19 protein-coding genes and 3 tRNA genes are annotated in these 21,969 nt (G+C 43.3%); 14 read left to right on the top strand and 8 right to left on the bottom strand.

The genetic code is table 11. The annotated features are described in order from the left end of the window. Positions 1–588 precede the first annotated feature (588 nt). The 7 genes from gltX (at position 589) to GPLA_RS17460 (ending at position 5,006) form a co-directional block, all read left to right on the top strand. Positions 589–1,998, top strand: a complete 1,410-nt coding sequence (gltX, locus tag GPLA_RS17490) for a glutamate--tRNA ligase (protein WP_007106295.1) — start codon at positions 589–591, stop codon at positions 1,996–1,998. A 109-nt stretch (positions 1,999–2,107) separates the two neighbouring features. Beyond that, a tRNA-Ala gene (locus GPLA_RS17485) sits at positions 2,108–2,183 on the top strand. Positions 2,184–2,403: 220 nt separating this feature from the next. Then, positions 2,404–2,479, top strand: a tRNA-Glu gene (locus GPLA_RS17480). A gap of 341 nt (positions 2,480–2,820) precedes the next feature. Next, a tRNA-Glu gene (locus GPLA_RS17475) sits at positions 2,821–2,896 on the top strand. A gap of 228 nt (positions 2,897–3,124) precedes the next feature. Continuing rightward, the gene (locus GPLA_RS17470; protein ID WP_051997694.1) at positions 3,125–3,568 is read left to right on the top strand and encodes a hypothetical protein; all 444 of its coding nucleotides are present in this window, start codon (positions 3,125–3,127) and stop codon (positions 3,566–3,568) included. 208 nt (positions 3,569–3,776) lie between these two features. Then, on the top strand, positions 3,777–3,986 hold the full coding sequence (locus GPLA_RS17465; protein ID WP_051997695.1) for a DUF1289 domain-containing protein: 210 nt from the start codon (positions 3,777–3,779) through the stop codon (positions 3,984–3,986). Between the two features lie 87 nt (positions 3,987–4,073). Further along, the gene (locus tag GPLA_RS17460; RefSeq protein ID WP_007106292.1) at positions 4,074–5,006 is read left to right on the top strand and encodes a tRNA dihydrouridine(16) synthase DusC; all 933 of its coding nucleotides are present in this window, start codon (positions 4,074–4,076) and stop codon (positions 5,004–5,006) included. An 82-nt stretch (positions 5,007–5,088) separates the two neighbouring features. On the opposite strand, the gene GPLA_RS17455 is transcribed toward GPLA_RS17460, so the two are convergent. Together GPLA_RS17455 and GPLA_RS17450 are read right to left on the bottom strand one after the other, a co-directional pair. Further along, positions 5,089–5,289: a hypothetical protein gene (locus GPLA_RS17455; RefSeq protein ID WP_007106291.1), complete on the bottom strand. Its 201-nt coding sequence runs from the start codon at positions 5,287–5,289 to the stop codon at positions 5,089–5,091. A 94-nt stretch (positions 5,290–5,383) separates the two neighbouring features. Next, positions 5,384–6,025 carry an arylesterase gene (locus tag GPLA_RS17450; protein ID WP_007106290.1) on the bottom strand — a complete coding sequence of 214 codons (642 nt, stop codon included), beginning with the start codon at positions 6,023–6,025 and terminating at the stop codon, positions 5,384–5,386. Between the two features lie 16 nt (positions 6,026–6,041). On the opposite strand from GPLA_RS17450, the gene GPLA_RS17445 reads away from it, so the two are divergent. Next, positions 6,042–6,767 (top strand): ABC transporter ATP-binding protein, encoded by a 726-nt coding sequence (locus GPLA_RS17445; protein ID WP_040515263.1) that lies wholly within the window; start codon positions 6,042–6,044, stop codon positions 6,765–6,767. Between the two features lie 3 nt (positions 6,768–6,770). Further along, a complete protein-coding gene (locus GPLA_RS17440) occupies positions 6,771–9,299 on the top strand; it encodes an ABC transporter permease (RefSeq protein WP_007106288.1) in 2,529 nt (842 codons plus the stop codon). Between the two features lie 136 nt (positions 9,300–9,435). Here the strand turns inward: GPLA_RS17440 and GPLA_RS17435 are convergent, their stop codons facing one another. After that, complete coding sequence (locus GPLA_RS17435; RefSeq protein ID WP_007106287.1) at positions 9,436–10,329, bottom strand: TIGR01777 family oxidoreductase; 894 nt, start codon at positions 10,327–10,329, stop codon at positions 9,436–9,438. A gap of 17 nt (positions 10,330–10,346) precedes the next feature. Continuing rightward, positions 10,347–10,712 carry a dihydroneopterin triphosphate 2'-epimerase gene (folX, locus tag GPLA_RS17430; protein WP_007106286.1) on the bottom strand — a complete coding sequence of 122 codons (366 nt, stop codon included), beginning with the start codon at positions 10,710–10,712 and terminating at the stop codon, positions 10,347–10,349. A 193-nt stretch (positions 10,713–10,905) separates the two neighbouring features. On the opposite strand from folX, the gene GPLA_RS17425 reads away from it, so the two are divergent. Beyond that, complete coding sequence (locus GPLA_RS17425) at positions 10,906–11,991, top strand: AI-2E family transporter (protein ID WP_007106285.1); 1,086 nt, start codon at positions 10,906–10,908, stop codon at positions 11,989–11,991. A gap of 171 nt (positions 11,992–12,162) precedes the next feature. Here the strand turns inward: GPLA_RS17425 and GPLA_RS17420 are convergent, their stop codons facing one another. Further along, positions 12,163–12,717: a short chain dehydrogenase gene (locus tag GPLA_RS17420; RefSeq protein ID WP_007106284.1), complete on the bottom strand. Its 555-nt coding sequence runs from the start codon at positions 12,715–12,717 to the stop codon at positions 12,163–12,165. 129 nt (positions 12,718–12,846) lie between these two features. On the opposite strand from GPLA_RS17420, the gene GPLA_RS17415 reads away from it, so the two are divergent. Then, positions 12,847–13,764: a LysR family transcriptional regulator gene (locus GPLA_RS17415; RefSeq protein WP_007106283.1), complete on the top strand. Its 918-nt coding sequence runs from the start codon at positions 12,847–12,849 to the stop codon at positions 13,762–13,764. Between the two features lie 11 nt (positions 13,765–13,775). Here GPLA_RS17415 and GPLA_RS17410 read toward each other — a convergent pair whose 3' ends face one another. Both GPLA_RS17410 and GPLA_RS17405 read right to left on the bottom strand, forming a co-directional pair. Further along, positions 13,776–14,822, bottom strand: a complete 1,047-nt coding sequence (locus GPLA_RS17410) for an alcohol dehydrogenase family protein (RefSeq protein ID WP_226993145.1) — start codon at positions 14,820–14,822, stop codon at positions 13,776–13,778. Beyond that, positions 14,822–15,343, bottom strand: a complete 522-nt coding sequence (locus GPLA_RS17405; protein ID WP_007106281.1) for a TetR/AcrR family transcriptional regulator — start codon at positions 15,341–15,343, stop codon at positions 14,822–14,824. The genes GPLA_RS17410 and GPLA_RS17405 overlap by 1 nt, the downstream gene beginning before the upstream one ends. A gap of 205 nt (positions 15,344–15,548) precedes the next feature. Here GPLA_RS17405 and GPLA_RS17400 point away from each other — a divergent pair, with 205 nt between their 5' ends. From GPLA_RS17400 to GPLA_RS17390, 3 genes are all read left to right on the top strand, one after another. Beyond that, complete coding sequence (locus GPLA_RS17400) at positions 15,549–16,532, top strand: DNA topoisomerase IB (RefSeq protein WP_007106280.1); 984 nt, start codon at positions 15,549–15,551, stop codon at positions 16,530–16,532. A gap of 161 nt (positions 16,533–16,693) precedes the next feature. Next, positions 16,694–17,200 carry a DUF2059 domain-containing protein gene (locus GPLA_RS17395; RefSeq protein WP_040515260.1) on the top strand — a complete coding sequence of 169 codons (507 nt, stop codon included), beginning with the start codon at positions 16,694–16,696 and terminating at the stop codon, positions 17,198–17,200. Between the two features lie 1,196 nt (positions 17,201–18,396). Then, positions 18,397–21,051, top strand: coding sequence for a TonB-dependent receptor plug domain-containing protein (locus tag GPLA_RS17390; protein ID WP_007106278.1), 2,655 nt, complete (start codon positions 18,397–18,399; stop codon positions 21,049–21,051). A gap of 327 nt (positions 21,052–21,378) precedes the next feature. On the opposite strand, the gene GPLA_RS17385 is transcribed toward GPLA_RS17390, so the two are convergent. Continuing rightward, positions 21,379–21,813 (bottom strand): hypothetical protein, encoded by a 435-nt coding sequence (locus tag GPLA_RS17385; protein WP_040515254.1) that lies wholly within the window; start codon positions 21,811–21,813, stop codon positions 21,379–21,381. Between the last annotated feature and the right edge of the window lie 156 nt (positions 21,814–21,969).

Raw genomic sequence — 21,969 nt, 5'->3', positions numbered from 1 at the left:
GTATATGAAATGTTGTACCCACACTGATTTTAAGCAGTGTCCCTCGACCATTTCTTGTAGAGGGCGGCGATGCTTTTCTCTTTTTCTAACTGAGCTAAGCGACCGTTTTTTAATGCTTACTAAGTTGCCTCGGTAAGTGGAGCGCTATTATAGGTATGCTCTCCACGGTGTCAACTGTAAATTATAAATAATTGTTTAAGCGCTTGAAAAACAGACAGTCGGGTTGAAAGTTGAGCATAAATGGCCAGTTAAATATTAAATCGAAAGAAAAGTTACGCATTTTAATCCGTCTGAGTCGAATATTTTTTTTGGATAAAGCCGATATTTGGTGCATTTTTTATAGCTATTGGGGAAATTAATGAAAAAATTTATTAAATTCGTCATGGAAATGAAATCCCAAGGTAAACGTAAGCTACTTGAGGGGTTCTAGAAAGGAACCTGACTGCATTAAAGGAAACTCGTAAGAGTAAAAACGTTTGTCTGCGCGAGTATATGCAGAAGTTAACATCGCATTCATCGTTTAACCTATCTTCTGGGGTCAATTGACTGGTAAAATATCGGCAATTTTTTGCAATAGGATTTTTTACCATGACTGTGGTTACCCGTTTCGCTCCGAGCCCTACTGGCTTTTTACATGTTGGTGGCGCACGCACAGCGCTCTACTCTTGGTTATACGCTAAAAGCCAAGGTGGCAAATTTGTGCTTCGTATTGAAGATACCGATATTGAGCGTTCTACTCAAGAAGCTATTGATGCAATTCTAGAAGGTATGGAATGGTTGGGTTTAACCTGGGACGATGGTCCTTATTATCAAACCCAACGCTTTGATCGTTACAAAGCTCTGATCAATGAAATGGTAGAAGAGGGTAAAGCGTATAAGTGTTTTATGAGCAGCGCCGAGCTTGATGGTATTCGAGAAAAACAAAAAGCAAACGGCGAAAAACCTCGTTACCCAGGTACTTGGCGTGATCGTACCGATCATCCTGAAGGCCAGCCTTATGCCATACGTTTTAAAACCCCCCTTGAAGGTTCGGTCACTGTTAAGGACCATATACGCGGCAACATAGAAATAGCCAACAGTGAGCTTGATGACCTGATTATTCTGCGCAGCGATGGAACGCCGACTTATAATTTCTGTGTTGTAGTCGATGACTGGGATATGGGGATAACACATGTTGTTCGCGGGGAAGACCACATCAATAACACGCCTCGTCAAATAAACATCCTGAAAGCACTTGATGCGCCAGTACCAGAATACGCACATGTATCTATGATCCTTGGTGACGATGGCAAAAAATTATCGAAGCGCCATGGTGCTGTTAGTGTCATGCAATATCGCGATGACGGTTTCCTACCTCAAGCGTTACTTAATTACTTGGTCCGCTTAGGCTGGTCGCACGGTGACCAAGAGATTTTCTCAAAGGAAGAAATGATTGAGTTATTTAGTTTGGATGCAATAGGGCAATCGGCATCTGCATTTAACACAGATAAATTAATTTGGTTAAATCAACACTACATTAAAGAGCTGCCTGTGAGCGAAGTTCTACCTTATGCACAATGGCATTTTGACCAGCAAGGTATAGACGTAAGTAATGGCCCTTCGCTTGCAGATGTCATCAATGTGCAAGCGGACAGAGTGAAAACGCTCAAAGAGTTAGCCGAGATAAGTCGCTACTTTTATCAGGAATACGAAGATTTTGACGAAAAAGCGGCTAAGAAGCATCTTAGACCTGTAGCCCAAGAACCTCTTGAAGCCGTTAAAGTTTCATTATTGGCGTTAGATACGTGGAATACACAAACTATTCACGATGCTATTAACCAAACTGCTGAAAATTTAGGCATAGGTATGGGCAAAGTGGGTATGCCTTTACGTGTTGCTGTAACAGGCTCAGGAAATTCTCCGTCACTGGATGTAACCCTAAACTTGTTGAAACCGGAGCAAATTGCTCAACGTATAGACAAAGCGCTCATATATATAGCAAACAGACAACAATCCTAGATTAATTTTAAAAAAGTCGTTGACATAAAAGGGGGGGGTGCCTAGAATGCGCCCGCTGTCACGGAACGACACCCACTTAGTCAAAGCAAGTACGCTTTAATTTAAGTATGGGGCCATAGCTCAGCTGGGAGAGCGCTTGCATGGCATGCAAGAGGTCGGCGGTTCGATCCCGCCTGGCTCCACCATATCAAGGAGCATTTACGGCATACCTAGGCCAGTAAATGTAGTGATATAGACAGATTTTTGTTTTTGTAATGTTGAGTTGAATAAGGTGTTATTAATGACGCTCAACTGACTTACAAAAATGTAAAGGCAAATTAAATTTGTAAGATGAGGTCGATCAGTTCGCTGACTTACTTCATCTTATGGAAAATTTCGAAAGTTTACTTTCGAAAGCCAATTTCTGTCCCCATCGTCTAGAGGCCTAGGACACCGCCCTTTCACGGCGGTAACAGGGGTTCGAATCCCCTTGGGGACGCCATACAAAAGAACGAAGTGATAGCATTTATGCGTCACAAGGGGTGAGAGCCCCTTAGTTCGACAAATTCGTAGGGAACGAATTTGAACGTGCTTAGCACGGCCGCAAAGCGGTAAAATACAGGACGTATTTTATAATCCCCTTGGGGACGCCATTTTTAAGTAAACCTACGGATTGGGTTTATGTAGCACAAACAAGGACATTTACGGCATACCTAGGCCAGTAAATGATTCGTTTGGATAGAACTTTATTTTTGTAAGGTTGAGTTGAACAAGCCGACTATTAATGTCGCTCATTTCACCTTACAGGATATTTCGAAAGTTTACTTTTGAAAGCCGATTTCTGTCCCCATCGTCTAGAGGCCTAGGACACCGCCCTTTCACGGCGGTAACAGGGGTTCGAATCCCCTTGGGGACGCCACATAAGAAAAGCCATACAGCAATGTATGGCTTTTTTTTCATCTTAAAAATAGGGATTTTATTGTTTGTCCACAGATAGTCTAATTATTAGCTTGCTGCTTATGAGGTTTAATATTAGATCCTGTTTTAGTTCATGGAATTGATATGTATGGTGAGCGTTCTGCCCGCAATCACCTAGTTACACCGCGTTTTTGATGGCGAAGTTAAACGCAATTAATGTTGTAAATTCATGACCAGTAACTTTAAATCTACTCTTGCTTCGTATCAAATTAATGTAAAGTCCCGCCTTATCATTGTACACACATCAGGTGAATGGACTCTGCAAACCGACATGGCCTATCTATCGGATTTAGGAGAGGCGATGCAGTCCATGCGCGGTAACACATGGGCGGTTTTGGTCGACATGCGTGGTTGGCTAGTCCCTAAATCCGTGAGTACGTCCCCGCTGAAGTCCGATGTTACTTTAGACAGACGTAATCAAAAGCTTGAGTGTTGGATAGTCGACGAGCTTTCGCAAGGCGATGCGCTAATGCCGTACTTTACTCAGTCAGGGATCGTTCCTGAACGCTTCATGGATCCGCAAGAAGCGTATAGCTGTTTGCAAAATGCGGGATATATTAGCAGTCTTGATACTATTCAAGCGTTACGTTCATTGGAGCCGCATAGTAAATAGAGGAACGCCTCTTTTTTAGCTGCTCAAGCATTAACCCACTCTATATTCTAGGTATGCTCAGTTTTCGGTTGATGTCTTTAGTGAGAATAAGCGTATATTTTCAAGAAATGGGCTGTTAGCTAAACACATGAAATTGCCTTCCTTATCTATGTTTATGCTGTTCAGCCCTATGGTACAATTGCAACAGAATTTCGTGATGAGAAAGCATATGGAAAATAAAGAAATAGCGTCTCCTTGTGTGCGAAATTGTTGTTTGAACAATCAAGACATGTGCGTTGGTTGTTTTCGTATGCTAGATGAAATAGTTGGATGGGGGCAAGCCACCTCAATACAACGCAAAAGCATTTTGCTCAAGTGCGGTTCAAGGGCTGAAAAGTCCGCCAGTATGCGTGTTGAACAGTCACGTCTAACTCGATAATTTTTCAATTTTAATTTATTTCGAATTCATTGAAGGCCACTTTAGCCGGCCTTTTTATTGTCATTTTTATTTTACAGAGTACGCCAGTTGCAAGTAATTTTAGCGCCGATGGAAGGGGTAGTTGATCACCTAATGCGTGACATGCTGAGCAAGGTCGGCGGTTTCGACCTTTGTGTGACCGAATTTGTGCGAGTAGTGAATTGCTTGCTTCCGAAAAAAGTTTTTTATCGTTTGTGCCCCGAACTACACAACGACGGATTTACCCCGAACGGGACACCTGTGCGAGTGCAGTTGTTAGGGCAGCATCCTCAGCCCTTGGCTGAAAATGCAATGCGGGCTGTGGAACTTGGCTCACATGGCGTTGATTTGAATTTTGGTTGTCCTGCTAAAACGGTCAATAAAAGTAAAGGCGGGGCGGTGTTATTGCGTGAGCCGCAAACTTTATATGACATTGTGAGTGCAGTACGTCAAGCCGTTCCTAAAGAGCATAAAGTGACCGCTAAGATGCGTTTAGGGTTTGATGATAAAAGCTTAGCCTTTGAAAACGCAGCGGCGATAGAGGCTGCTGGCGCTGATTTATTGGTTATTCATGCACGTACTAAGGTAGAAGGGTACAAGCCTCCTGCCTATTGGTCTTGGATAGCGGATATCAAACAGAAAGTGGATATTCCTATCATTGCTAACGGTGAAATTTGGTCGTTTGATGATGCCGTTAATTGCCAGCAGCAATCAAATTGTCAGAACATCATGTTGGGGCGTGGCATTCTTGCTATGCCAAACTTAGCGCAGGTAGTGCGAGGTGAACAAAATGTCATGCCATGGTCGCAGGTTAATCAATTGCTGATTGATTATTCTGGATATGAGCTGTTTGGTGATAAAGGCAAATATTTTCCAAATCGCCTTAAACAGTGGTTGGGCTATTTAAGTCGCCAATACCCTGAAGCTCAAGCACTCTTTATGCAAGTGCGTCGACTAAGCGATTCTGGTGAAATAGTGCGTGTGTTGCATCAGCAAAGTTAAGCGTGTTTGCTGTGAGCACAATAAGAAACCAGATTAAGCCGATCAATCTGATTTCTTATTGTCACACGTTTTTGATTTGCGCTTAAACCTGAACGTCTACAATCGAGCCCACACGTTGATTTGGATCCGAGGCTTGTGCTGGCTCTGCAGCCTGAGAAGTCGGTTGCGGAATAGCTTGGGCAGTCTGTGTTTCCTGCACAGGCGTAGCCCGGCGTTCAACTTCTTGCCTTGGTGTTGGCTGATTGCTTTGAACTTGATTCGCGCCTGTTGAATTCACTTCCATCACTATGGCCTTTTAAGTCGATAAGTACTCAAGTCTAAACTGACAAACCTTAGTTTACCAGTATCAACAGACAGCCCTAGTGAGGGCATCAGTGCTACTCTAGCAACAATGCTTTGAGATGTTGCTGCATTGACTGAGCAATCATGGGTTGGGCTTTCGCGTTTGGATGTATGCCATCAGCCTGCATTAAATCATTGTTTAGTGCGATATCTGCCAAGAAAAAAGGTATCAGTACCACATCATATTCATCAGCTAATGTTTGATAAGCTTGGGTAAAAAGCTCGGTATAACGCCGGCCATAATTAGTCGGGATCTGCATTTCTTGTAAAATAACAGTCGTATTTGCTTGCTGGCTCAATTCGATGATTTTACTCAGATTGGTGCGCATTTTAGAGATTGAATGCCCTTGTAAACCGTCATTCCCGCCGAGCTCAACATACACATGTGTCGGGGAGTGTTGGTTCAATAGGCGCGGTAAACGTGCTAAAGCACCATCCGTAGTTTCGCCGCTTATCGCGGCATTTATCACACTTATATCGCTTTTTAGCCACGCATTTTGTAACAAACTTACCCAGCTTTGCGCTTGCGTCAAACCATATCCAGCACTTAGGCTATCGCCTAAGATTAACAATTTCGTTGATTTTGCCCAAAGTTGATCTGAAACCAGTAATATAGGTAAAAGAAACAACATGACTCTGGCGCGCTTGCGCATTGAATTACTTATCAAATTAAACACTATGGCTCCTGCAAATATGATTAAAACGTCCGCGATCACGAAAACGGTTAATACGACTCAAGGTGAGCTTTCGATCCTCAAGCCAATTAGTTTTGAAGTCAAGGCGGGTGAGTCGATTGCCATAGTGGGTGCGTCAGGCTCCGGTAAATCAACCCTATTGAGTCTGTTGGCGGGGCTTGATGAAGTCAGCAGCGGCGAAATATATCTCGACGGGCAGAGCCTACACAGCATGAACGAAGAGCAGCGCGCGCAACTTCGAGGCGCCAAAGTAGGATTTATTTTTCAAAGTTTTATGTTGGTGCAAAGCCTCACTGCACTAGAAAATATTATTTTACCCGCAGAAATAGCGGGTTTGGCTGATGCCAAGCAAAGAGGCCAAGATATTCTCGAAAAAGTCGGCTTAGGTCATCGTGGCGATCATTATCCTAATCAGTTATCCGGTGGTGAACAGCAACGTGTGGCCATTGCCAGAGCCTTTATCACTAAACCGAAAATACTGTTTGCCGACGAGCCTACCGGTAATTTAGACGCGGCCAACAGTGATAAAGTAGAGCGCTTATTGTTTGATCTTAATCGTGATTCTCATACCACTTTGGTGTTGGTTACCCATGATAGTGAGCTGGCAAAACATTGTGAACGTCAATTGTTGATGACAGCCGGTGAATTGAGTGACATTACACCATCAAATAAGACACCAGACATTAATGTGCCTGTGCCGACGATACAAAGTCAGGTAGGGTAGTAGATGACTAAGCAAACCTTTAATTTGGCTTGGCGACTGTTTAAACATGAAGCCAAGCGCGGCGAACTGACAATTATTTTGCTCGCTATTATTTTGTCTGTCTCTTCTGTTCTATCTTTGTCCTTATTTAGCGAGCGCTTACAATCAGCGTTAACGGCAAAAAGCGCTGAGTTCATAGCCGCGGATCGCGTCCTCAATTCTCGTAAACCGGTGGATGTCAGCTGGATAACGAAAGCGCAGGAATTTGGCTTGAATACCGCGCATCAAGTGTATACCCGCTCGATGGCGTTCTCTGGCGATAATATGATGTTGGTCGATCTGCGTGCGGCGGCCGAAGGTTACCCATTAAAAGGCGCCGTTAAAGTTGCAGACCAGCCTTTCGCTCCGGGTCAAGCAACCTCAGCATTACCTCAAGCTGGTCATGCTTGGATTGAGTCACGACTTTTTCAAAATTTAGGCCTGGCGATAGGGCAATATATAGATGTGGGCGATAAGACGTTTGTAGTGAGCAAAGTCTTATCTGAGGTCCCAGATGCTGGCTTTAGCGTATTTGGTGGCGACCCGAAAGTACTCATTGCTGAAGCCGATTTAGCCGAGACCAATATTATTGGTCCAGGAAGCCGTGCGTCGTTTAGTTATTTTTTCACTGGCAGTGAAGCCGACTTAAATAACTATTACGACTGGTTGCTGCCTCAGCTAGATAACGAATTGCAGAGTTGGGTATCGGTCAGTGATGATGATTCTGCTATAGGGCGCTCTATTGCCAAAGCTGAGCAGTATTTCTTATTGGCCAGTTTGTTGGCAATCGTTTTGGCTGCCGTGTCTATAGCTGTGGCCGCCCAGCGTTATAGCCAGCGTCACTATGACCCCGTGGCTATTATGAAAACCTTGGGTGCCAGTAAAAGTATGGTGCAGCAAGTTTATTTATTGCAAATCACTTTTATTACGCTGTTAGGCATAGCGATTGGCACGGTACTGGGTTTTGTTATTCAGCAGGTTGTTGTTTGGGCGCTTGCCGGCAGCGTAGATGTATCTTTGGATGTATGGTTTTGGCGGCCCTTACTGATTGCTATTTTCACCGGGGCCATTTGTGCAGTGCTGTTTTCCCTTTATCCACTGCTCAAGCTTTTTTCGGTGTCTCCGCTACGTGTATTGCGTCGTGATTTGGGTGCATCACTTAGCTCGCGTTTTATTCAGTTTTTTGCCTCTGGAGGGGCAATTTTTAGTTTGATGTGGGCTTACAGTGGCAATTTAGGTTTAAGCGCTATTTTGTTTGGCTCAGGCATACTATTGGTGATCAGCCTCTTACTGGTTACGTTTGGCCTAATTTGGCTCGGTCGCAAGTTGGGGCAGGGAAAAATGGGCGCATGGCAACTGGCATGGGCACGTATTCGTCGGCGAGCAATGGATAACGCCATTCAGCTCATTAGTTTTGCGGTGACCATTATGTTGTTACTTATTGTACTGGTGATGCGTAACGACATGATTGCACAGTGGCAAAATCAGTTACCCCAAGGAACCCCTAATTACTTTTTGGTCAATATTACCCAGCAGCAATTACCTGATTTGAAAACGCACTTCGCCGAAGAAAATGTAGATATTGAACACTTTTACCCGGTTGTGCGTGGTCGATTCGTCGCGATTAACGACGAGAAGGTTTCAACTGCGGTGAGTAAAGAAGATGAAGAAGCAGGACAACGTCAAGGTCGTGAGGGCTTAGGTCGGGAAGCCAACCTGACTTGGAGCAATACGCTCCAACACGAGAATACGATCGTCGCAGGGCAGTGGTTTGATACTAACGACCCCTTAGCCAGTGGGTTGTATGGCGTCTCTGTCGAAGCGCGTATTGCCGAGCGTTTAAATATTCAACTGGGCGACAAGCTTACGTTCAATGTGGGCAGCGAAATCATTAACACTGAAGTATCGAGTTTACGTGAAGTTGATTGGCAAACCATGCAGCCGAATTTTTTCTTTGTTATTCAGCCCCAAGCGATGCAGGGGTACTTGCCTACCTATTTATCCAGCTTTTACCTTGATAAATCGCGTAAGGCAGAGATAACTGAGTTAATGAAGCCGTTTGCGAGTGTGACTCTATTTGACGTAGACGCCCGTATTGAACAACTGCGGGATATCGTGAAACAAGTATCCTTGGCTGTGGAATTTATTTTAGTACTGGTACTGGCTGCCGGGGCTTTAGTGCTTATCGCTCAAGTGCAAGCAAGTATGGATGAGCGTCAACAAGAGTTGGCTATATTGCGTACCTTGGGGGCAAAAGGGCGTTTAATCCGAGCCAGTGTACTTTTTGAGTTTATTATTATCGGCTCGGTTGCTGGCCTCATGGCCGCATTTGCTAACGAAATTAGCTTGTTCTTCTTACAAAGCCAAGTGTTTGAAATGCAGGCCGCCTTACATTGGCAGTACTGGTTTATCGCTCCTGTCGCTGGGGCACTCGTCGTCGGAATATTAGGTATGATCGGCTGTTGGCGTTTACTGCGGTTAAACACCAGCCATTTACTGCGTCAAATGGTATAAATCCGGCGTTTAGTTGACATTTTCATTAGATAAAAAAAGCCGATAGGGTGAGACAGACACTATCGGCTTTTTTGTTCATATTTCATACAAGAGGGACTTTCCCTTGAGGACTGTTATTTCGCCGTAACCACTGGGGCTACAGACGTAAACACTCCAAGGCGTGAGCTAGTTCTGGGTAGTGAAACTGATAACCACTTTCTTGCAATCGCTTTGGTACCACACGCTGACCATATAACAATAAATCTGCGGCATCTCCCATAATCACCCGTAAGGCGAACGCCGGCATAGGTAAAAAACATGGGCGGTGTAACACGGTCGCAAGCGTTTTACTGAACTGTGCATTCGTGACAGGCGTTGGTGCTGTGAAGTTAAATACGCCTTGGCATTGAGTGTTTTCTATCAGATGAATAAGGCCATCAAGCATATCTTCTAGGTGGATCCAAGACATGTATTGCTGGCCTGAGCCCATCGGGCCACCTAACCCAAATTTAAACGGTGGCACCATTTTCATCAACGCGCCACCACGGCGAGTGATCACCAACCCGGTGCGTACGATACATACCCGAGTTTGAGTCGACTCAGCCTGCTTGGCCAAGAATTCCCAACGTGCACACAACTGATGACTGAATTCGTCATGAGGAGCATCAAATTCCTCATCGATGATTTGTTCGTTTTGGCGGCCATAATAGCCAATGGCTGAGCCGCTGATAAATAGTGATGGTGGGGCACTTCCCGCTTTGATGAGTGACACTAACTTTTCAGTCATATCCCAACGGCTGTGTTCAATGCGCTTTTTTTGCTCTGGTGACCAGCGTTTGTCAGCAATCGGTTCGCCAGCTAAATTGATAACAACATGGAAATCATCAAGATTTTCAAAATCATCTAACGATGAAATCAAGGTGACTTTATGGCCCAACACCAACTCAGCCTGAGATACGTTGCGGGTGACCACTGTGATTTCGTTTGGCTTTAACTTAGGAATTAAATTAGAACCAATTAATCCTGTACCTCCAGTAATCAAAATACGCATAGAAAATCCTTGTTATGTTACGTTTTACTGCACGAAAGACAAAGGGAAACCGAATCAGAAAACCGCAGTGCATGGGGTTTATCAACTTCGGCTTCAGCATATATTACCCACGGATGCTCGGCTGCAATGGCTAGTACATCAGCGGTGAGTTTTTCAAGTAGAGCAAAGCGGCTATCTTCGACCAATTGAATAATTCGTTTGGTGATCACCTTATAATTTAGCGCGTCATTCATACTATCAGACCCTGTCGCCTCGTCTGCTTTATATTCTATTTTTACGTTCACGATAACATCTTGCTTGTTGTTTATTTCATCTTGATTAATACCAATATAGGTACGTAAACGTAAATTTTTAATTCGAATTGTCGCTGGATTTAACTTCATATTACTAGCACTCTTGTTTTAAGACGCAAAAATAACCTAAAATCAGTATGTTAATATCTTTTAATCGTTTTATACATGGTTAATATCAATATGTCATTGATATGTTTCATAATACTAAATACATAGGCTAAGGCTATAAAATAACCTTACTATCTGATAGTTTCCCCCGTTCACTCTACTGATGATTCAATCTATGCACATGAAATACTCCCCATCGCTGAAAGTCTTGCTGATACTCGCGTCTTTGGTAATCGTACTTGCAGGTATTAAAGCGGCCAGCACCATAGTCGTGCCATTTTTATTATCGATTTTTATCGCTATGTCGTGCAGCCCCATTATTAACTGGGCGAACCAATATAAAATTCCGCGTGCTGTTTCGGTGGTATTAGTGATACTGCTGATCGTGGTATTTGGATTTATGTTGGCTGGGTTAGTGGGGCAATCCATGAACGACTTTAGCGATAATTTACCTAAATATCGCAAACAGTTGGTTGCACAATTTGCTTGGGCCATTGGCCGGTTGAATGACTTTAATATTCAGATTAATAAAGATCAGCTGCTGTCTTATTTAGATCCTGGGGCTGCCATGAACATGGCCACTAGTTTACTGACCAGTCTTGGCGGGGTGTTAACGAACTTTTTGCTTATTCTGCTTATCGTGGTTTTCATGCTGTTTGAAGCAGAATCATTTCCTAGAAAAATTCATATTGCGCTTGATGATCCTAATATGAAAATGCGCCAAATCGATAAGTTTTTGTTATCGGTCAAAAACTATCTGGCTATTAAAACACTAGTGAGTTTAGCGACGGGACTGATTATCGGCTTATGGCTTTACGTATTGGGTGTGGATCACTATTTATTGTGGGCAATGTTGGCATTTTTGCTTAATTACATTCCAAATATAGGCTCTATTCTTGCGGCAATTCCAGCAGTGCTGTTGGCATTAGTGCAATTGGGGCCAGGTGTTGCTGGGTTAACAGCACTTGGATTTGTTGTAACCAACACAGTAATGGGAAATATAATCGAGCCACGTTATATGGGAAGAGGGCTTGGTTTATCTACCTTGGTGGTGTTTCTGTCGTTGATTTTTTGGGGATGGCTGCTTGGTACCGTGGGTATGCTGCTCTCAGTACCGTTAACTATGATCGTTAAAATTGGCCTTGAATCGGGGCGAGACACGCGCTGGATCGCACTACTCTTAGCCAGTGATGGGCCTGAATTAAAGGAACTAGAGCATCAGGAAGATAAAGTAGAGGCTAAAGAAGGTAAAGCGGGGTAATAAAACTAGGCTCTGCCTATCATGCAGCAGAAGCCAGTTTTAATAACTGAAATCGATACTTTATCCATTTAGCAGTTGAGTTTTACAGGAGTGAGTTAACGCTCGCTAGGTATGTTTTACAACGCTTAAATGTAATCTACCACGTCAAATGCTTTACCAGTCTCATTGCTTTCAATAGCGTGACGGTAGGCATTGGCTGTATCGGCAGCACTGACGCCATCGGTGCTGTCCATACCCATTAGTGTCATCGTTATCTTTGATAAACCGTGGGCTAACAGTGTTTATTCTAAGCTTTGAACCCAGCTCAAGTGCAGCCGCTTTAACAAAGGCATCCAATGCAGCGTTAACCAGGCTGACTGATGAAGAGCCTGGCATGGGGTTTTGCGCCACGTAACCGCTGGTAAAGGTGATACTCCCACCATCTCGAATATATTGACTGGCTATTTGAAGTAAGTTTATATGGCCTAAAATCTTGTTATTAATAGTCATTCTAAACTGTTCTATGGTTAATTCATTTAGCGGAGCAAACGCGATCAAACCAGTGGTGGAAGTGACTGCATCAACTTGGCCTACGTCCTCAAACATAGCTTCAATTGGGTCTCTATTTTCAATATCCACTTGATATTGACCGTTTTTAAAACCGGCGCTGATAATCTCATGCTCCTTCAGTTCATTGCTGACCGCTTTGCCAATCATGCCTGTCGCGCCTATTAATACGATTTTCATATGTTTTTACTCTCTGGTTTGGTGAAGAAACTAAAAACAGTTTACCTACCCGTATTAATTACAAAAATAACAATAAAGTGATAACACTGGTGATAAAATATCACTAATTGGAACGTGTTAGGTGTTGCTATGGATATCATTAAGTCATTTAAGGTATTTCAACTTGTGATTGAACAAGAGAGCTTTAGTCGGGCTGCGGATCAACTTAATCTTGTGCCATCAGCCGTGAGTAGGCAGATCAGCGAATTAGAAAACTGGCTAGGTATACGATTAATCAATCGTACGACACGCTCTTTGCATCTAACGGGAGAGGGAAGCGAGTATTTAGCCAAGATGTCGTCAATCTTAGGATTAGTGGATGAACTAAAATGCACGCGAGGGGATCTCGCTCAGCTAACTGGAAAGTTAACACTATCTGCACCTATGATGCTGGGACAGTTCATACTACCAAATGCTATTTCGGCGTTTAAGAATGAACATGCCAACGTACAGGTATCTTTGTCATTACTTAATAGAAAAGTTGATTTAGTTGAGGAGGGGTACGACTTGGCTCTTCGCGTCGGTAACTTAGCTGACTCAAACCTTATTGCTCGTAAATTGGGCACAATGTCGTTTGTTACGGTGGCAAGCCCTGAATATTTGCGCAAGCATGGGACACCTCTGGTGCCGCGAGAGTTGCATCTGCAAAATTGTTTGATAAATACTGCGTTGTCATCCTCAGGGCGCTGGGAATATACAGTAGAAGGAAATGCCAAAAAAGTTAAAGTGAACGGCGATATAGAGTCAAATGAATCGTTGGCTTTACTCTCATTAGCGAAAGCAGGACAGGGGATCGTATTTCTACCTGAACTGTATGTTCAAAAAGACCTCGCAAGGGGGGCTCTAGTTGAAATATTAAGAGATTATCGGCCTGCACCTCTGCCTATCAACTTACTCTACACATCGAACAGGCTGATAAGCCCGCTATTGAAAACCTTTATCGACTTTATTATTGAGCATTTTGCGGAAATTAATCTGCAGCCTGAATGGATTCAAGCAAAGTTGTGACCTTGCTTACGTCAAAGTGTTAACACGATTTTTCCCACGTGCTTTTTATCCAAAAACATCTGTTGGGCAGCAGAGATTTCTGTTAATGGAAAAGATTGTGCAACAATAGGGACGATTTTTTGTTGCTCGATACAATTAACTAGATTTTGAAACACTTCGGGTTCCAGTATCGTGCAGCCGAAAAAGCGTAAGTCTTTTAAATACAGCGTTCTAATATCAAGTTCAACATGTGCGCCACCTATCGCGCCAGACACGGCATATCGCCCTTGCACTTTTAGTATTTCAAGCAATTGTGACCATTGTGGTCCTGCCACCAGGTCGATGACTACATCAATACTATTGACGGGAATAACGTCACCTAAGTCGGCGTCTCTTAGCACCACTTCATCAGCACCTAATGTTAATAGTTGCTGCTTTTTCGCTGAGCTGGTGATAGCGATAACATATGCACCCCGTGCTTTTGCCAATTGGATTGCGGCAGAGCCAACGCCCCCTGAGGCACCAGTAATGAGAACCTTATCATGGGCAGTAACGCCAGCTCGGGTTAGCATATTTTCTGCGGTAGAATACGAGCAAGGAAAGGTCGCTAGTTCAACGTCGGATAGGTCGCTTGTAACCGAATACGCATGTTTGGCCGCAACGACAGTGAACTCTGCGAATCCTCCATCGCATTCCGAGCCAAAATACCAAGGTGAGTCCAGAATTTGGCTATTGTGCTCTCGTATACAGGGTTCAATTAATACCCGCTCACCGACACGCTGAACATTTACATTATCGCCTACCGCGACGATTACCCCACATACATCAGCACCTTGAATGCGTGGAAAGTTAAGTGCATTACCAGACCAGCTTGCGTCACCGTTATTCCCTGCCGTTTTTGAGTACCATGCGGTTCGAGTATTGATGTCGGTATTATTTACGCCAGCGGCGCTTACGCGAATGAGTACTTCGTTTGCTTTTGGTCGAGGGACTGAAATGTTATCACTGTATTCAAGTGCTTCAGGACCTCCATGGCCAATTAACCTAACGCCTTTCATGGTAGTGGGAATATTAGTCATCATTGTTTTCTTATATCCATCATTTGTTTAATTGAGTGTTTTGCTGATTCGATTGCGTCATAGCCTAAAATTGGCCACACACTGGATACCCCTTCATGGAGTAAAAATAAAGCCATGGATAAATCTGGGCGCTGTGCTTGCTCGCCTAATAACACACGAACATCATGTTTGTGCTGCATCACAGCAGCTTTAATATCAGTATTTTCTGGAAATGCGGCGAGCGCATTCAGCGACATGCAACCGTTTGGCGCAAACTCCGTCATCCATTGATTGAGTTTTTCGAACGTTTGCGTAATTCGCACCGTGCCGGACGACTCAGGTTCACCAAGTAAAAAGGTCATGTATCGTTTATGGCGATATTCCAAGGCCGCAACTGTCATTATTTCTTTGGAAGGATAATGCTTGTATAGCGTGCGTAGGCTCACATTACAGGCTGTTTTTAATTGAGAAACACTGGGTTCTGCAAATCCATAGTGGCTAAACGCTGTTTCTAAACGCGCTGCAATTTGTTCTTTAAGCACAGTGTATAACCTAGGTAGAGTGTTTTTTCTACTTTCAGGGTAGAGCGTTTGTTCTACTTTGTCAAAAGGCTAAGCGTTCTTACCCTAAATGTGATTTGTTGCATGGGTAGCTAATAGCAGTTTTCATGCAACAATTAGTAAAAAATTGAACCACACCCAGCCGGTTTGTGTAATAAAGAGTTTGTGGCTGCTTGATGGAGATAAAATGGATCGTTATATAGTTCGCAAGCCTTTTGGTCAGTCGTTTACCTATCAATATCCTACTGGGCGCACGGTAAAAAGTGCGGGTATAAAACGCTGGGTGCAAAGTTTAGCCATACCTCCCGCTTGGCAAGATGTGCATATAGAACTCGACCGCAGTGCCAAGGTACTGGCCTACGGCCGTGATGGGAAAAACCGAAAGCAGTATGTTTATAATCCGCACTGGACTGAACAAGCGAGTAAACAAAAATTCGAACGGATCTTACGTTTTGCTAAACAACTAGCAACTATGCGCAGAGTGACAGGTCAACATATCACGCAACGGCCTATTGACGAAAACGCCGTACTGGCGTGTATGACTCGCATGTTAGACGACGCCTTCTTTCGACCTGGAAGCGCTAGCTACACCAGAGACAATCAAACCTATGGATTAACCACGCTGCGGGCGAAACACATGAACATCGAGCGCCAGCATATTGAGTTTGATTATGTGGGGAAGAGCCATCAACAGCAGCACAGAGAGGTTTCTGATAAACATGTTAGAAATGTGTTAGCGCAATTAGAAAATATGACTGGTTATGAGTTATTTGATATTACCTTGCCGGACGCATCGCGTAAGAAATTAACTGCGCAAGACTTGAATCAATATATTGCGGAAGTCATGGGTGAGGATTTTAGCGCAAAAGATTTTAGGACTTGGGCCGGCACGGTATTGATGGCGGTCGCGTTAGATGAACTGGGGCCGGTAGAAGACAAAAAGTTGAATCAAGGCAATGTTCTCGCTGGGATTAAAAAGGTCGCCAATGAATTAGGAAATACGCCTGCAGTGTGTCGCGCAAACTACATACATCCGCATGTGATTTTGCAGTATGAAAGCGGCCGAACATTGGCTTATTTCCGAAATCAATTAAAACGAACTCGCTCCAAATATTTTAGCCCGGACGAAAAGGCTACGTTAAAGTTACTCGAATATTTAATCGCAAGTTGATGAAAAAAATGAATTTTGTAACGCATCTGTGTGAATAATTAGTTTATGCTCGTTATCGCTAAATACGGTGATGACGCAACATTAATCGTTAGCATGAATGCACATTCAAGATGATGGCAGAAATGATGATGCAACCCCTTACTAAACTTAAAGGACTAAAAATGAAAGTACCCATTTTACTATTGACCCTAGCATGCTTCACTTTTGGTGCACACGCAGAGAGCAAAGCGTCTCGGGAGTCTGTTGAGCAGTTGATGGTGTTAACGGATGTATCCAAAATGATGGAGACGATGCAAGGCCAGGTAAGTAACATGTTCAATAACATGGCAACTCAAATGAATATTTCAGATGAGGAAAGACCTGCATTTCAAAAATACATGGGAAAACTAGATGTTTTGTTTAAAGAACAAATGACCTGGCAGCAGTTTAAGGATCCCATGATCAGCGTGTACTTAAAACACTTTAACCAAAAGGAAGTTGATGGTTTGATTGCGTTCTATCAATCGGAAGTTGGCCGCAGTATGACGCAAAAAATGCCTTTGGTGATGCAAGATTCTATGTTGGTCGGTCAGCAAATAATGCAAGGGATAATGCCCAAGGTGCAGGCCATCGCTGAAGAAATGCAGGGCGAGATCCAGCAAGCTAGGCAACAACCAACAGGTCAATAAACCTATTTTCGCATTATACTATTAGCGATAACATGTAAGAAGCCGCTTAGTCACAAGCGGCTTTTTGATTTTATGTGTCCCATCTAACAATAAGGGTAGCCCACATGAGTTACTTTTCGCGGGCTATGTAGACGCACCTCATGTGCAAATTATATTTCTTATTTAAGATCTCGATTATGTTTCATTCACAGCTTTAGCTGTATATAGGCAAAAAAGCGTCGTGATTATTCTAAACAATACTTCAAATATCTGAGCATTAGGCACTTTCCCAACCTCAGGGACCTTTTTAATGATAAATCCCAAATTTCGGCATGCAGGAATATACTTACATTTATCTTGTGAATGAATATTCGTTTGAGTGTAGGTATTTTGCGGCGGTATTTCACGGCTAGATTAATATCTAGGGGAATAAAAAGTAGCTGCTAGTTACTTAAAACTAGCAGCTATTGGTACCAGGGAGGCACATAACAGTTCACTAGGCTGTCGATGAATATTATGACGAATTACGCCGTTAATTGTCAGTGTTTGAATGTAAGTTATTAGTAAATAATGTGCATAAAAAGTGCATTTTATTCTTTTTTTACATAATTTATTTAAAACCACTTTATTTTATAATTTAAATTCCAAATAGATTAAAAAATCATAAATTTTATATTGTTGTTTGCATAAAACCTCAACAATAAGTGTTTGGTTTTATCGCATATTTCACTTGGTCACCAAAAAAATTGACGTTCTGCTTTATTCATATTTTTAATGTTATTAACTGAATTTAATCACTTTGGTGGCAATTCATGCCTGCCATAGATTCACCTTTTATATAACCTCAGCAAAAATATTTTTGTGATGACGTGAATGTATTATTTTTAAATCGTTCTTACCTGCCGATTTTAGTTAAAAAAATTTCGTACTTATGTTATCGACTTATATCAAAATAAAGACATCTCCCTTTGTTGAATTGTGCATAAATATGCAGGTATATGTCAGGGTCTGTAAAGGCTGAGTAAATAAAGCGTAAATTTCCATTTAAGTGGGTGTTTTTCGACCACTTTGAATTGATTCTCGACTTGGCTAGGTGCTTAATTCGCCACTTGGGATGCACCCAAGGTTACTTGTCGACACACGACTCATATATCAAAATAATAACTAGATAGCATTCACTCAATTTATTTTAAATTGAATGAGTGTAGGGAATTTGTATGTTTAAAAATAATACAGTAGCAGAGGCCATTCGACTTTCACTTTTTGTCAGTAGTGCAGCGCTGGCCTTGCCAAGCAGTTTTGTTGCCGCGCAAGCAAATGATGAGGGTGAAGCAAATGTAGTCGAAAAAATCCAAGTGACTGGGTCACGTATCAAGCGCACAGATCTTGAGTCGGCAAGTCCGATCTCTATTATTAGCGCTGAGGACATTAAACTCGGCGGTTTTACCTCCATAGAGCAAGTGCTACAACAAAGTACCGCATCTAGTGGTATGGCGACAGGCGCTGCCACCAATAATGGTGGTGCAGGTGCTGCACGTATTAACCTTCGAGGCTTAGGTAGCAACCGTACGCTTGTATTGGTCAATGGCCGTCGTATGGTCAACTCCGGCACGGGGGCTGACTCGTCAGTTGATTTAAACACTATCCCGTTGGCGACTATCGAGCGAGTTGAAGTGCTTAAAGATGGTGCATCGGCGGTGTACGGTTCAGACGCGGTAGCAGGTGTGGTTAACATCATTACCAAAACGCATTTCGATGGGCTTGAGTTGTCAATGGGATACGCCGGCTCTGCAAAAGGTGACGCCAATACTGGCGATATCAGCTTGGTTACCGGCGGTGGTGGAGAAAAAGGTCACTTCGTACTGGGACTAAGTTATGTTAATCGCGGTAAAGCCATGCAAGGTGATCGTGACTTTTCAGCTTGCCCAGATAATGATTTTGATTCGACAGGTGCGTGTCAATCTGGCAGCTCTTACATATCTGGCGGTAACTATAATTCTGGTGATGGTTGGGGAACGCTGGACGGTGATAAAAATTGGACAGAAGGTTACGACGCCTATAACTACGCAGATAGCTCGTATCTATACACGCCGCAAAAACGTATCGGCTTGTTTGCCAACGCTAATTACGATGTAAATCAAGATACCCAGGTTTACCTAGAAACCTTGTACACCAAGCGCACGTCAACTCAGCAAATGGCACCATCGCCTATCAGCGCCACACTCTCGGCTGATGCAACGGGTAATCCTTTTGGTGTGGCAACCTCAATGCGCCGTCGCATGACTGAAGTCGGTGATCGTGTATTTGACCAGGTTACTGACACATTGCGCACCGTTGTAGGGGCTCAAGGCTTGTGGGATATAGGGTCTGGCTATGAATGGGATCTGTCATATTCCTATGGTCGTAACGATGCCACTGACCGTTCATCTAACTACATTAACCTGACTAAGCTTTATAACACGATGGACTCGTCAGTTTGTAATGATGTGGGTATTCCATGTCAAGATTGGTTTGTTGGGGAAGGGGACTTGTCAGCCGATACAATTGATTACATCTCGTATACCGACCAAGCTACCGGCGGCAATGAATTTAATATCGTTAATCTTAATCTGACGGGGGATTTATTTGAGCTTCCCGCTGGTTTTGTTGCGTTTGCGGCAGGTGCAGAATACCGCCGTGAAAAAGGTTGGTACCAACCTGATGCGGTAACCGTTGCTGGTGATGGCAGTGCCTCTGCGCAAGAAGCCACTTCGGGTAGCTTTGATACCACGCAGATTTATGCTGAGTTTGCTATTCCCTTATTAGCTGATTTACCCTTGGTCAAAGCGTTATCCATTGATGCGGCTGTACGTTGGTTTGATTACAGTACGTTTGATTCAGATACCACCTGGAAAATGGGATTAAGCTGGCACGTAAATGATGACTTGATGATCCGAGGTGTTGCGTCAACGGCCTTTCGTGCGCCAACCGTTGATGAGTTATATGGCGGTGATGTTGGCTCATACGATTACCTAACAGATCCCTGTTCTGGTTACGGTGGGAGCGATTCAAGTTCAAGCCTGTATCAAACTTGTCAGTCAGAAATTGGCAATACAAGTTACCAATATACTGATGGCCAAATTGAAAATACCTATACGACTGTGGCGAATTTAACCCCTGAGCAAGCGGATACGGTTACGGTCGGGGTGGTATACAATCCGCACGTCATCGAAGGTTTATCACTCACCTTAGATTACTTTAATATCGAAGTCAGCAATGCCATTTCGCGTATTTCAACACAAACTTATTTGGATCAGTGTTATGCGGGCGAATCCAGCTATTGCGATGTGTTAAATATCACCCGTGATGATGTCACAGGCAACATTGACTACATGGAATCTCCGTTAACCAATGTTGGCACAATTGAAACCCGCGGCGTTGATATGAACATGGCGTATGTGTTTGAGGCGATGGGCTTTGATTGGTCAGTGGACGTAGATGCAACCCGTCTTCTTGAATATACCGAAGATGAGGTTGAATACACGGGTAAAATTGACGGCACTAACGGCGGATTCGCCAAGTGGAAATCTAACCTAGGCATTAAAATGGGCCAAGACGACTGGACCCTAAGCTGGAAGGCTCGTTATATCGGCAGTATGACCGACGACTATTATGCGTCTTATGATCTAGTGCAAGACATCAGTTCGGTGACTTATCATGATGTAGCGGCGCAATACTTCATAAACGATACCTGGTCAATATCTGCCGGCGTGGATAACCTGTTTGATAAAACACCGCCATACATATATTCATGGAATAATGCTAATACCGTTCCAGAGGTTTACGATGTGATGGGGCGTTATTATCATGCAAAAGTAACGGCTCGTTTCTAAGCTCATTCTTTGCCATGTCCGTAACACTCTGCTTAGGTTTAACGAAGAGCGTTAAAGCCGAAGTAGTTTAACGCCGTACTAGTGGACAACCGAAGTACAGTGGGCATCGCAAGTACAGTGGGAAAACAGAGTAAATCACAATCCGGTAAATGACCTTTACCGGATTTTTTATAGGTATTTTATGTGTAATAGCGTGACGAGCAGGGGCTCTATTGATTTCTAGACTGTGTCTTTTGCAGCCTAGCGTATAATCTAACCCAACGCTCGACAGTCATGTGTCTGGTATGCGCCCATTAACTTACTTGCGCCTGCATCAACTCGTATAGCTCATCTTCCTTGTAGGGTTTCCAAAATATCAAGTACGCTTGTCCTTAGTGTGGCATCTTTGCTTTGCGCCGCACTAAGGGATTGATCAAATGCGACGGATTTTCGTGCCAAGGCTACAGTGTCGTATTTTTCATCAGGATCGAAGTCTCTACTTGGAGGTGCTCTCATGGCTAAGCCCTCTTGGGACGTTATTAACCCGTTTAATTGTAATTCTGACGACATACGTGTTAATTCGCTATATGACATATTAGTTGGATCATACTTGTGGGCCATTTGTTGCAGTTTTCTTTCTGCACTTAAGCCAGCATCACTAATCGTTACTGTGTCTGTAGTGGTTTCACTCCGTGATAGAGGGCTGGCGTTAGGTGATTTATCGTTAATAGTATTGTCCATTTGATAGATACTCGTTATGTAGCTACTACTATTTATCTGCATAAGATCCCCTTAATTAAATCCAATGATAATGAATGCTTTGCACGAACAGAGCAATGACTATGCCAATGGGTTTTATCCCGCCCATCCAGACTAAGATGGACTTTCACTGTGTCTTATAAAGTAAGAAGGAAAATTATTGCCGACTCTGACACAATA

Source organism: Paraglaciecola polaris LMG 21857, assembly GCF_000315055.1.
GTDB classification, from domain to species: Bacteria; Pseudomonadota; Gammaproteobacteria; order Enterobacterales; family Alteromonadaceae; genus Paraglaciecola; species Paraglaciecola polaris.
This window is presented reverse-complemented; position numbering and strand designations above follow the sequence as displayed.

Excerpts from the sequence above, each read along its gene's own strand:
- gltX (WP_007106295.1), top strand. The coding sequence starts at position 589 with ATGACTGTGGTTACCCGTTTCGCTCCGAGCCCTACTGGCTTTTTACAT.
- GPLA_RS17470 (WP_051997694.1), top strand. The coding sequence starts at position 3,125 with ATGACCAGTAACTTTAAATCTACTCTTGCTTCGTATCAAATTAATGTA.
- GPLA_RS17465 (WP_051997695.1), top strand. The coding sequence starts at position 3,777 with ATGGAAAATAAAGAAATAGCGTCTCCTTGTGTGCGAAATTGTTGTTTG.
- GPLA_RS17455 (WP_007106291.1), bottom strand. The coding sequence starts at position 5,289 with ATGGAAGTGAATTCAACAGGCGCGAATCAAGTTCAAAGCAATCAGCCA.
- GPLA_RS17445 (WP_040515263.1), top strand. The coding sequence starts at position 6,042 with ATGATTAAAACGTCCGCGATCACGAAAACGGTTAATACGACTCAAGGT.
- GPLA_RS17440 (WP_007106288.1), top strand. The coding sequence starts at position 6,771 with ATGACTAAGCAAACCTTTAATTTGGCTTGGCGACTGTTTAAACATGAA.
- GPLA_RS17435 (WP_007106287.1), bottom strand. The coding sequence starts at position 10,329 with ATGCGTATTTTGATTACTGGAGGTACAGGATTAATTGGTTCTAATTTA.
- folX (WP_007106286.1), bottom strand. The coding sequence starts at position 10,712 with ATGAAGTTAAATCCAGCGACAATTCGAATTAAAAATTTACGTTTACGT.
- GPLA_RS17425 (WP_007106285.1), top strand. The coding sequence starts at position 10,906 with ATGCACATGAAATACTCCCCATCGCTGAAAGTCTTGCTGATACTCGCG.
- GPLA_RS17420 (WP_007106284.1), bottom strand. The coding sequence starts at position 12,717 with ATGAAAATCGTATTAATAGGCGCGACAGGCATGATTGGCAAAGCGGTC.
- GPLA_RS17415 (WP_007106283.1), top strand. The coding sequence starts at position 12,847 with ATGGATATCATTAAGTCATTTAAGGTATTTCAACTTGTGATTGAACAA.
- GPLA_RS17410 (WP_226993145.1), bottom strand. The coding sequence starts at position 14,822 with ATGACTAATATTCCCACTACCATGAAAGGCGTTAGGTTAATTGGCCAT.
- GPLA_RS17400 (WP_007106280.1), top strand. The coding sequence starts at position 15,549 with ATGGATCGTTATATAGTTCGCAAGCCTTTTGGTCAGTCGTTTACCTAT.
- GPLA_RS17395 (WP_040515260.1), top strand. The coding sequence starts at position 16,694 with ATGAAAGTACCCATTTTACTATTGACCCTAGCATGCTTCACTTTTGGT.
- GPLA_RS17390 (WP_007106278.1), top strand. The coding sequence starts at position 18,397 with ATGTTTAAAAATAATACAGTAGCAGAGGCCATTCGACTTTCACTTTTT.
- GPLA_RS17385 (WP_040515254.1), bottom strand. The coding sequence starts at position 21,813 with ATGCAGATAAATAGTAGTAGCTACATAACGAGTATCTATCAAATGGAC.